The organism is Thioalkalivibrio sp. ALE22 (assembly GCF_000381445.1).
Lineage (GTDB): Bacteria > Pseudomonadota > Gammaproteobacteria > Ectothiorhodospirales > Ectothiorhodospiraceae > Thioalkalivibrio.
In genome coordinates, this window is the sequence record NZ_KB906501.1 from 104,788 (window position 1) to 116,498 (window position 11,711).

The 11,711-nt window shown below is 65.1% G+C and carries 6 protein-coding genes and 1 tRNA gene; all 7 read left to right on the top strand.

From position 1 onward, the window contains the following. Window positions 1–20 precede the first annotated feature (20 nt). A complete protein-coding gene (gltB, locus tag F793_RS0103820) occupies window positions 21–4,484 on the top strand; it encodes a glutamate synthase large subunit (protein ID WP_018882441.1) in 4,464 nt (1,487 codons plus the stop codon). 128 nt (window positions 4,485–4,612) lie between these two features. After that, entirely contained in the window at window positions 4,613–5,011 is a 399-nt protein-coding gene (locus F793_RS0103825; RefSeq protein ID WP_018865577.1) for a nucleotidyltransferase family protein, read from the top strand. Next, complete coding sequence (locus F793_RS0103830; RefSeq protein ID WP_018865576.1) at window positions 4,996–5,406, top strand: DUF86 domain-containing protein; 411 nt, start codon at window positions 4,996–4,998, stop codon at window positions 5,404–5,406. The genes F793_RS0103825 and F793_RS0103830 overlap by 16 nt, the downstream gene beginning before the upstream one ends. Window positions 5,407–5,472: 66 nt before the next feature. Further along, window positions 5,473–7,254 (top strand): DNA primase, encoded by a 1,782-nt coding sequence (gene dnaG, locus F793_RS0103835; RefSeq protein ID WP_018882442.1) that lies wholly within the window; start codon window positions 5,473–5,475, stop codon window positions 7,252–7,254. 215 nt (window positions 7,255–7,469) lie between these two features. Beyond that, complete coding sequence (gene rpoD, locus F793_RS0103840) at window positions 7,470–9,380, top strand: RNA polymerase sigma factor RpoD (protein WP_018865574.1); 1,911 nt, start codon at window positions 7,470–7,472, stop codon at window positions 9,378–9,380. A gap of 104 nt (window positions 9,381–9,484) precedes the next feature. Next, a tRNA-Ile gene (locus tag F793_RS0103845) sits at window positions 9,485–9,561 on the top strand. 161 nt (window positions 9,562–9,722) lie between these two features. Continuing rightward, a complete protein-coding gene (locus F793_RS13970; protein WP_155985263.1) occupies window positions 9,723–10,757 on the top strand; it encodes a hypothetical protein in 1,035 nt (344 codons plus the stop codon). Window positions 10,758–11,711: the final 954 nt, after the last annotated feature.

The following is an 11,711-nucleotide window of genomic DNA, read 5'->3' on the forward strand; positions in this document are numbered from 1 at the left end:
GCTGCGACCGGAGTTCACCGATGCGACAGAACCAACTGAACGGCACCCTCTACCGCCCCGAATTCGAGCGCGACAACTGCGGCTTCGGCCTCATTGCGCACATGGACGGCGTCGCCAGCCACTGGGTGGTGGACACGGCAATCAAGGCACTGGAACGCATGACCCACCGCGGCGCGATCGCCGCGGACGGCAAGACCGGCGATGGTTGCGGGCTGCTGATGACGGCCCCCGAGGCCTTCCTGCGCACCCTGGCCTCGGAGTCGAACATCGAGCTGGCCGAGCGCTTCGCCGCCGGTATCGTGTTCATCAACCCGGAAAAGATCGCCGAGACGCGTGCCGCCGTGGAGAACGCGATCGAGCGCGGCCCGCTTACGCTTGCCGGCTGGCGCGAGGTCCCGGTCAACCCGGAAGACGCCTGTGGTGCCGAGGCCCTGAAGAGCCAGCCGCACATCCTGCAGGTGTTCATCAACGCCCCGGCCGACATGGACGGCGATGACTTCGAGCGCGCCCTGTTTGTGGTACGCCGCCGCGCCGAGATCGCGATGGGCGACGACCCGGTATTCTACGTGCCGAGCCTGTCCGCGCGCGTGGTCTCCTACAAGGGCCTGGTGATGCCGGAAAACCTGCCGGTGTTCTACCGCGACCTGCAGCGCCCGGAGCTGGAGACCGCGATCTGCGTGTTCCACCAGCGCTTCTCCACCAACACCTTCCCGCAGTGGGGCCTGGCGCAGCCGTTCCGCTTCCTCGCCCACAACGGCGAGATCAACACCGTGCAGGGCAACCGCAACTGGGCGGTCGCACGCCAGCACAAGTTCGCCACCGAGAAGCTGCCGGAACTGGCCGAACTGGAGCCGCTGGTCAACCTGGAAGGCTCCGACTCGCAGAGCCTGGACAACATGCTGGAGGTCCTCCTGGCCGGCGGCATGGACCTGTTCCGCGCGATGCGCCTGCTGGTCCCGCCGGCGTGGCAGAACGTCGCGCACATGGACTCCGACCTGCGCGCCTTCTACGAATACAACTCCATGCACATGGAGCCCTGGGACGGCCCGGCCGGGATCGTGCTGACCGACGGCCGCTACGCCGCCTGCACCCTGGACCGCAACGGCCTGCGCCCGGCGCGCTATGTGATCACCAAGGACCGCCACATCACCCTGGCCTCCGAGATCGGCGTGTACGACTACGCCCCGGAGGACGTGGTCGCCAAGGGCCGCCTGAAGCCCGGGCAGATGCTGGCCGTGGATACCGAATCCGGCGAGCTGCTCCATCCCGAGGACGTCGACCGCATCAACCGCACGCGCCAGCCCTACCGCCAGTGGCTGCGCGCCCACGAGAAACACCTGAAGAGCCAGCTGGACGACAACCAGCTGTTCTCCGGCGAGCCGATGCCGGCCGAGCGCCTGGAGACCTACGAAAAGCTGTTCGACGTGACCTTCGAGGAGCGCGACCAGATCCTGCGCGTGCTGGCCGAGGCCGGTCAGGAGGCCGTGGGCTCGATGGGCGACGACACCCCGTTCGCGGTGCTGTCGCAGCACACCCGCTCACTGTACGACTACTTCCGCCAGCAGTTCGCCCAGGTCACCAACCCGGCGATCGACCCGCTGCGCGAGAGCATCGTGATGTCGCTGGAGACCTGCTTCGGCCGCGAGCAGAACCTGTTCGAGGAGACCCCGGACCACGCCCACCGCCTGGTATCCGACTCCCCGGTGCTGTCCGAGGCCAAGTTCCGCGAACTGTGCAACCAGACCGAGGACGCCTTCCGCGTCGAGCGCATGGACCTCAACTACGACGTCCATGCCGGCTCCCTGGAAGACGCCGTGAAGGCCCTGACCGCAAACGCAGTCGAGGCCGTGCGCGGCGGTGCCGTGGTGCTGGTGCTGTCGGACCGCGGCATCGACCCGGAACGCCGCCCGATCCCGGCCGCGCTGGCCGTGGGCGCGGTGCATCACGCGCTGATCCGCGCCAAGCTGCGCACCGACGCGAACATCGTCGCCGAGACCGCCACCGTGCGCGACCCGCACCACTTCGCGGTCCTGCTCGGCTTTGGGGCCACCGCGATCTACCCGTACCTGGCCTACTCCGCGCTGCACGGCATGTGCGAATCCGGCGAGATCCCGAACGCCGACCCGCTGACCCTGGCGCAGAACTACCGCCGCGGCATCAACAAGGGCCTGTTCAAGATCTTGTCGAAGATGGGCATCTCCACCATCGCCAGCTACCGCGGCGCGCAGCTGTTCGAGATCGTCGGCCTGGCCGACGAGGTCGTGGACACCTGCTTCACCGGCACCACCAGCCGCATCAAGGGCACCCGCTTCGCCGATATCGAGGCGGACCTGGAGACGCTGTCCAGGCGCGCCTGGAACCCGCGCAAGAGCGCCGGCCAGGGCGGCCTGCTGAAGTACGTCCACGGTGGCGAGTACCACGCCTACAACCCGGATGTGATCCAGACCCTGCACCGCGCCGTGCAGTCCGGCGACTACGGCGTGTACCAGGAATATGCAGACCTGGTGAACGAACGCCCGGTGACCGTGCTGCGCGACCTGCTGAAGGTCCGCGACGACATCGAGCCGATCGCGCTGGACGAGGTCGAGCCCGAGGCCGAGATCCTGCCGCGCTTCGACTCCGCTGGCATGAGCCTGGGCGCGCTGTCGCCGGAGGCCCACGAGGCCCTGGCCACCGCGATGAACCGCCTAGGCGGGCGCTCCAACTCCGGCGAGGGCGGCGAGGCCGTCTCCCGCTACGGCACCGAGCGCATGTCCAAGATCAAGCAGGTGGCCTCCGGCCGCTTCGGCGTGACCCCGCACTACCTGGTCAACGCCGAGGTGCTGCAGATCAAGGTTGCCCAGGGCGCGAAGCCCGGCGAGGGCGGCCAGCTGCCGGGCCACAAGGTCAACAAGATGATCGCGGAGCTGCGCTACTCGAATCCGGGCGTGGCCCTGATCTCGCCGCCGCCGCACCACGACATTTACTCCATCGAGGACCTGGCGCAGCTGATCTTCGACCTCAAGCAGGTCAATCCGGATGCGCTGGTCTCGGTGAAGCTGGTCTCCGAGGCCGGGGTTGGCACGATCGCCGCCGGCGTGGCCAAGGCCTACGCCGACCTGATCACCATCTCCGGTTACGACGGCGGCACCGGCGCCAGCCCGCTGACCTCGGTGAAGTACGCCGGCACCCCGTGGGAGCTGGGCCTGACCGAGACCCACGCGACCCTGCGCGGCAACGACCTGCGCGACAAGGTGCGGCTGCAGACCGACGGCGGCCTGAAGACCGGCCTCGACGTGATCAAGGCGGCGATCCTGGGTGCGGAGAGCTTCGGCTTCGGCACCGGCCCGATGGTCGCGCTGGGCTGCAAGTACCTGCGGATCTGCCACCTGAACAACTGCGCAACGGGTGTCGCCACGCAGGACAAGGTGCTGCGCATGAACCACTTCATCGGCCTGCCCGAGATGGTCATGCACTACTTCCAGTTTGTCGCCCGCGAGACCCGCGAGTGGATGGCGAAGCTGGGCGTGCGCAGCCTGACGGATCTGATCGGCCGTACCGATCTGCTGGAGATCCTGCCGGGCGAGACGCCGAAGCAGCAGCACCTGGACCTGAACGGCCTGCTGGCCAGCGGCGACCTCGCCGACAAGCCACGCTTCTGCAAGGAGCCGAAGAACGAGCCGTTCGACAAGGGCGAGCTGGCCGAGAAGATGGTCGCCGAGATGCTCGAGGCGATCGAGAACAAGGCCGGTGGCGAGTACCGTTTCGACGTTGCCAACACCGACCGCTCGATCGGCGCGCGCCTGTCCGGCGAGATCGCCAAGCGCCACGGCAACCAGGGCATGTCCGATGCCCCGATCACCGTGCGTATGAAGGGCACGGCCGGGCAGAGCTTCGGCGTCTGGAACGCCGGCGGCCTGCACCTGTACCTGGAAGGCGATGCCAACGACTACGTCGGCAAGGGCATGACCGGCGGCAAGCTGGTGATCCGCCCGCCGGAAGGCTCGGGCTTCGCCAGCCAGGACACCACCATCATGGGCAACACCTGCCTGTATGGCGCGACCGGCGGCAAGCTGTTCGCCGCCGGCCAGTGCGGCGAACGCTTCGGGGTGCGCAACTCCGGCGCGATCGCCGTGGTGGAAGGCATCGGCGACCACGGCTGCGAGTACATGACCGGCGGCGTGATGGTGGTGCTGGGCAACACCGGCATCAACTTCGGCGCGGGCATGACCGGCGGCTTCGCGTTCGTGCTGGACCGGGAGAACGACTTCCCGGACCGCATCAACAACGAGCTGATCGACCTGCACCGCCTCGACACCGAGGACATGGAGGCGCACCGCAACTATCTCGAGGAACTCATCACCGAGTTCGTGCACGAGACGGACAGCGCCTGGGGCCGCGAGATCCTGGAACGTTTCGACGACTACCAGGGCTCGTTCTGGCTGGTGAAGCCCAAGGCCTCCGAACTCCGGGGCCTGCTGGCCAACCTGCGCCAGGCCGCCTGACCCGCCACCCGGCGGCACGACGACGCGGGCCCCTCACGGGGCCCGTTTTGTTTTGGCCCGTCTCAGTGCGGAACCGAGGCGTTTGGAGAACCGTCGGGCAAGCCGATACTCCTGCTAGACTCGAGGCCATGGAAACGAGAGCCGAAATTGCGGATATCCGGCGCACGCTGGAACAACATCCGGAACTGGAGCTGGCCATCCTGTTCGGATCGCTGGCTCGCAGCGGCGCACGGTTCGACAGCGACCTCGACCTCGCCGTCAGCGCCGGATCGCCTCTGGATACCCAGGCACGCATCGAGCTGATCGATGCCCTGGCCGCGGCCACCGGGCGTCCGGTGGACCTCGTGGACCTGACTCAGGCGGGTGAACCCCTGCTGGGCGAGATCATGACTCGGGGCATCCGCGTGCTTGGCAGCGACGAGACCCACGCGCGCTACCTGACCCGTCACCTGATCGAGCAGGCCGATTTCCTGCCCTACCGTAATCGCATCCTGGCCGAGCGGAGAGACGCGTGGACCCGCGCGTAGTCGAGCAGAAACTCGAGACCCTACGGTACTGCGTTAACCGGGTCAGCCAGCGTTGCCCCGCCACGGCCGAGGAACTGGCCCGGGACCCGGACACTCAGGACATCATTGCCCTGAACTTGTCGCGTGCCGTGCAGCAATGCGTAGACATCGGGGCACACCTGGTCACCTCGCTCGACCTCCCGCCGCCCAACACCATGGGCGAGACGTTCGACCGCCTCGTCGAAGGCGGCGTGATCGAGCAAACCCTGGCCGAGCGACTCAAGAAGGCGGTCGGCTTCCGCAACATCGCCGTGCACAACTACGAACGCATCAACTGGGACATCACCCACTCGGTCTGCTCCCGGCATCTGGATGATTTTCGGGCCTTCGCACGCGTGGTTTCCGACCGCATCTGACCCACAAGCCGCGGCAGCCGGTATCATCCGGATACCCCCACGGCTCAGGCACCCCAGCAGACCCCCATGGCAGGCCTCATCCCACAGGCATTCATCGACGAGCTCCTCGAACGCAGCGACATCGTCGAGGTGATCCAGCGCCGCGTGAGCCTGAAGAAGGCCGGGCGCGAGTTCGCCGCCTGCTGCCCGTTCCACGGCGAGAAGACGCCGTCGTTCTATGTCTCGCCGCAAAAGCAGTTCTACCACTGCTTCGGCTGCGGGGCGCACGGCACGGCCATCAGCTTCCTGATGGAGTACGAGAACCTGAGCTTCCCCGAGGCGGTGGAGCAGCTGGCCGAACAGGCCGGACTGGAGGTCCCGCGCGAGGCCGGAGGGGACGACAAACGCGAGGCCCACGCCCCGCTGTACGAGGCCCTCAACGCGGCCGCCGACTACTACGTGCAGCAGCTGCGCCAGACGCCGAAGGCAGTCGAATACCTGAAAAACCGTGGCATCGACGGCACCACGGCCCGCGACTACCAGATCGGCTGGGCCCCGCCCTCGGGCCTGCTTGAGGCCCTCAAGCCCCGCTTCACCCCGCAGCAACTGGTGGATGCCGGGCTGGCCGCGCGCCGCGACGACGGCGGCATCCGCGAGCGCTTCCGCGGGCGCATCATGTTCCCGATCCGCGACCGGCGCGGGCGTATTACCGGCTTCGGCGGGCGCCTGATCGAAGACGGAGAGCCGAAGTACCTGAACAGCCCGGAGAGCGAGGTCTTCCACAAGGGGCAGACCATCTACGGCCTGTTCGAGGCCCGCAAGGCCGGCACCCGGCTGGATGACATCGTGGTGGTCGAGGGCTACATGGACGTGGTCGGACTGGCCCGCGCCGGTTTTCGCCGAGCGGTGGCCTGCATGGGCACCGCCCTGACCCGCGCCCACCTGGACAGCCTGTTCCGCCAGGTCTCGCGCATCACCCTGTGCTTCGACGGCGACGCCGCCGGGCGCCGCGCGGCCTGGCGCTCGCTGGCCGAGGCACTGCCCGCGATCCAGGGCCTGCGCGAGGTGCGCGTGTTGTTTCTGCCCGAGGGGGACGACCCCGACAGCCTGGTGCTGCGTGACGGCCTCGCCGGCTGGGAAGAACGGCTGGCCGGTGCCCTGCCCCTGTCCGAGACGCTGGTCCGGCTACTGCGCGAGGAGCACCCGACCGACACCGCCGAAGGCCGCACCCGCTTCGCCCATGCCGCGATGAAGCTGGTCGCCACCACGCGCGATCCCCTGTTCCGCGACCAGCTGGTCGAACGCATCGCCGAGGAGACCCATCTGAGCCACGAACGTCTGGAACAGGTCCTGTCCGAGCAGCCTCCCGAACCCGCCCGCGCGACGGCCTCGGGTTCGGGGGGCGATCTCCCGGCCAACCCCACCGCCAGCCGGGCACCCGGCGGCGAAAGCCCGCCGGCCCTGTGGGGCGCCCTGCTGGCGCGTGTCCTGCAACATCCGGAACTCGACTGGTCGCAGCCGGAGATCCGCCAGCTCGTCGAACTGCCCGGCGTGGCCGCGGCCACCCTGCGCGAGCTCCTCGCCGCCCTGGACGAAAATCCCGAACGGCATACCGCCGGGCTGCTGGAACGCTTCCGCGAGGAACGCCACTTCCAGCGCCTGATGGCCCTGGCCCAACAGGCCCTGGACGACGGCGAGGTGGCCGTCACCCGGCAGACGGCGCTGGACTGCGCCCGCCAGCTCCTGCGCCAGCACTACCGTTCGCGAATTCGTGAACTGACTCGCCCCGGCACCGAGCTGGGGACGGAACAACGCGCCGAGCTCGCCCGTCTTACCGAGCAGCTGCAGCGATTCGACCGGCCGCAATAGCCAGCCCGGGCCTTGAAGCGGACGCAATTGCCCGCATTGTTCAGACAGCCGGAGGGCGCCTGACGGCGCGGCGCGCAGGGCCTTCACCGCAATCTCGGTCAGGCCACCGGCAATATAAGAATCTTCTGCTACAATACAGGATTGATTTTTCTGCGCCCCAATTTCCTAGAGCCGTCCTGTAGCGGCTCGACCAAGCACCTCGGAGTACGACCGCAATGAATCGTGAAGAGCAGCAATCCCAGCTCAAGGAACTGATTGCCAAGGGCAAGGAGCAGGGATACCTCACGTATACCGAGGTGAACGACCACCTGCCCGACTCGATCATCGACTCCGACCAGGTCGAGGACATCATCGCGATGATCAACGACATGGGCATCGCGGTGCACGAGCAGGCCCCGGACGCCGACAGCCTGCTGCTGTCCGACGGCTCCGTCTCCGCCGACGAGGACGCCGAGGATGCCGTGGCCGCGCTCGCCTCGGCCGATTCCGATTTCGGTCGCACCACCGACCCCGTGCGCATGTACATGCGCGAGATGGGCACGGTCGAGCTGCTGACCCGCGAGGGCGAGATCCGCATTGCCAAGCGCATCGAGGAAGGCCTGATGCAGGTCCTGTTCGCGCTGGCTCACCACCCGGGCGCGATCGAACGACTGATCCACGAGTACGACCAGATCGTCGAAAACAACGGTCGCCTGACCGATCTGGTGGTCTCCTTCATCGACCCGAACGACCACGCCAACGGCGAGGCCGTGGCCCGCGGCCTGGTGACGCCGGAACAGGCGCAGAAGGCCCAGGACGAGCAGAAGGCAGCCGCCGCGGCGGCTGCCGAGCAGCAGGCCAGCGCCGAGCTGGATGCCATCGTCGACGAGGTGGAGGACGCCGAGGAAGACGAAGAAGCCGCCGAACCGGTCGACACCGGTCCGGACCCGGAAGAGGCCCGCGAACGCTTCGAGAAGCTGCGCAAGCTGCACGCCAAGGCCCACAAGGCCTTCGAGAAGGGCAACCGCGAGGCCTACGCCGTCGCGCGCGAGGCCACCGCCAAGTACTTCATGGAGTTCAAGCTGGTCCCGCGCATGGTCGACCAGCTGACCACCCAGCTGCACGGCAGCATCGACCAGATCCGCCGCCACGAGCGCCGCATCATGGCGCTGGCCGTGGAACAGGCGCAGATGCCGCGCAAGACCTTCATCGACAGCTTCCCCAAGAACGAGACCAACCTCGACTGGATCAAGGAAGCCTGCAAGGCCAAGGGCAAGTACACCACCGCCCTCGCCGAGCACGAGGACGAGATCGTGCGCCTGCAGAAAAAGCTCGCCGAGATCGAGCACGAGGCCAGCCTGAACATCTCCGAGATCAAGGAGATCAACCGCCGCATGTCCATCGGCGAGGCCAAGGCCCGCCGCGCCAAGAAGGAGATGGTCGAGGCCAACCTGCGCCTGGTGATCTCCATCGCCAAGAAGTACACCAACCGCGGCCTGCAGTTCCTCGACCTGATCCAGGAAGGCAACATCGGCCTGATGAAGGCGGTGGACAAGTTCGAATACCGTCGCGGCTACAAGTTCTCGACCTACGCCACCTGGTGGATTCGCCAGGCCATCACCCGCTCCATCGCGGACCAGGCCCGGACCATCCGTATCCCGGTGCACATGATCGAGACCATCAACAAGCTCAACCGCGTCTCCCGCCAGATGCTGCAGGAGATGGGCCGCGAGGCCACGCCGGAAGAGCTGGCCGAGCGCATGGAGATGCCCGAGGACAAGATCCGCAAGGTGCTCAAGATCTCCAAGGAACCGATCTCCATGGAGACCCCGATCGGCGACGACGAAGACTCCCACCTGGGCGACTTCATCGAGGACGAAAAGGTCGCCTCGCCGTCGGATTCCGCCGCGCAGGAAAGCCTCACCGAGGCCACCCGCGAGATCCTCTCCACGCTGACCCCGCGCGAGGCCAAGGTCCTGCGCATGCGCTTCGGCATCGACATGAACACCGACCACACCCTGGAAGAGGTCGGCAAGCAGTTCGACGTCACCCGCGAGCGCATCCGCCAGATCGAGGCCAAGGCCCTGCGCAAGCTGCGTCACCCGACCCGCGCCGAACTGCTGCGCACCTACACCGACGCCGAGTAACCGGCGTCCCGGCCGACCAGCCGGACCCTGCCCTGCCGATGCGGCGCCATCTATCCCTTTCCGGGTAGAATGGCGCCGCAGTCGTTTGTACCCTCCCCGAATACGGGCCTGTAGCTCAGTTGGTTAGAGCAGGGGACTCATAATCCCTTGGTCGCTGGTTCGAGTCCAGCCGGGCCCACCATAATTCAATAGCTTACGAGGCCCATTTCCAACGTTGTTCTTTTTGTAGACACAGTGTAGACAAAAACAGGGCCCCACGCCGGACGTCGGCTCGATGAAGGGTTGTTCCAAGCTTCACCCGCTCCGACAATTCCACAATCCATCATCCAAGGACGAAGGACGATGACGGAAAACAGCACCATCCGCTTCTACAACGTCGCCAAATGCGGTTATTTCGCCCATGGGGGTCACGATCCGGAATTTGGGGACTTACACGACGTGCTCTCACAGCTGCATCAGTGGGTAATGCCCCAGCCATTGGGCGCTACCTGCACCTTCGCACTCGATGATTCAGACGACGGCCAGCCGACCTACTGCTTCGACCTCCACCACGAACGCACCACGGGCGACTTCCTTCTTGTCACATGGAATGAAGTACCGAGCGTCGACGGAACCATGCCCAGCGTGAATGCACAACAGCGAGTCGGCCGAGCAGATGTTGAATTCACCGACCTTCCTGACCATGGTATTCCGGGCTTCGCGACCTATTTTTGGTTCATTCCCGAGCTTTCAGTCTACGCCACCGTCAGATTCACAACTGCTCAAAGGCATAACGGCCGGGCCAATCTAGCGCGATACATCACTGAGTTCATGGCAAAGTTCGCTAGCTACGCAGTCCTAGAGGAGGACGCCAGCGGCGATAGCCACGAGCTCCGAGGTTATGCGGAGCACGACGGTGAGGCCCCAAGGAATCTCCGGCCACGATTCGAGTCGAATCCCGTCCGAAAAGGTGGCGAGATAGAATACATACGAAACCAACACGGTGATATCCGAAAACTCATAAAGAAAAATGCCCTTCAGCCTCACATAAACGACGACTGGAGCTTATTCACATCGATTCTCGGGTCCATTGGACTCGCAGAGCCACACCAACTCGTGGATGAGCACCATGTCCGATACGAAGTGAGCTTTCGGCCCTCACTAGGAGAACTCGACCAAATAATTGACACCTGGCAGGCAGAAAATGCGGATCGCAAGTGGACGGATGTCGGGGTTGTCATGCGAAACGAGACCCAGCCACGCTGGCTCGGCCACAGCCTTGCACGAGATCAATTCGAACTAGACGTAAAGCGCCAGAATGACGAAGTCGTGGATCCGGAATCACTTCTAACAGTGTTGACCCGCCGTAGGCGCGAGTTTCTCGGTCTACTTTCTTAGGGCGTGCATCATGCGATCCACAATCAGAATAAGCATAGGTCTCGTAGCGGTAGGTGCATTAGTGGCCGCGGCCATGCTAGGCCACAAGGTCCCGATTTCCGAACAGATTCCGTTATATTCGGCTTTAAGAAACACGGCCGCAATTATTTTCGGCGTCATGGGGGTCTGGCTGGCAATTATATTTCCTGAGGTCCTTAGTCGGGCACACAAAGAACAGTCGGATCTCATAAGAGAAAAAGATAGGGAACGCATACGACGGCTTCTGAAGCCGATTTTCATCGCAACGGCAATTGTTGCAGTTACACTTATAGCAACAATATCGGCCCCCCTTTTACGGGAAGTCGTGTGGCTCGAAAGACACGGCCAAATCCTTCGCGGCGCGTCATATGTTTTGCTTGTGTCGCTCACGCTAGCGCAAATTATATCTCTTCTCCTCGCTTTAGCCCCCGCAGATGCACTTCGCCGAGAACACAACTTTAAGCAGCAACGGGCGGAGCGTGATGCCAACTATAAGCGCCTACAAAAAAAGTAGACGGCACAGCGTACAGTTATTGACAGAACTCCAAGGGCGGCTGCGCCGCCTGACCACCACTAGTGCCATAGAGTGCATGGGAGTGGGGGTGCGCGGCGGCCGCTGGCGCACGGCGCCACACGCGGCCCGCCGCCCCGCTCTCCAACCCTGGATATCGTCCAGGTGTGGATGCGGGTACGCAGGAAGCTGCCCTGGGCCATGACGCCGAATGTTGAGTAACCCTGGGGCTCTCCATATCGGCCGGGCTCATCTGACCAAATCCGCGCGAGCTGGATCGGTTGGGATGACCGCGGAGCTTGAGCCCGGAGGGTCAGACCTTGCTTTTTGAGCCCGGAGGGTCAGACCTTGCTTTTTGCCTCTCTGGTGAAGGCGGGTCGAAAGGCAAGGCCTGTCCCGACTCACGATCAGGCAGTCTCGGTGGT

Coding starts and splice junctions, on each gene's coding strand:
- rpoD (WP_018865574.1), top strand. CDS start 7,470: ATGAATCGTGAAGAGCAGCAATCCCAGCTCAAGGAACTGATTGCCAAG.
- F793_RS0103825 (WP_018865577.1), top strand. CDS start 4,613: ATGGAAACGAGAGCCGAAATTGCGGATATCCGGCGCACGCTGGAACAA.
- dnaG (WP_018882442.1), top strand. CDS start 5,473: ATGGCAGGCCTCATCCCACAGGCATTCATCGACGAGCTCCTCGAACGC.
- gltB (WP_018882441.1), top strand. CDS start 21: ATGCGACAGAACCAACTGAACGGCACCCTCTACCGCCCCGAATTCGAG.
- F793_RS13970 (WP_155985263.1), top strand. CDS start 9,723: ATGACGGAAAACAGCACCATCCGCTTCTACAACGTCGCCAAATGCGGT.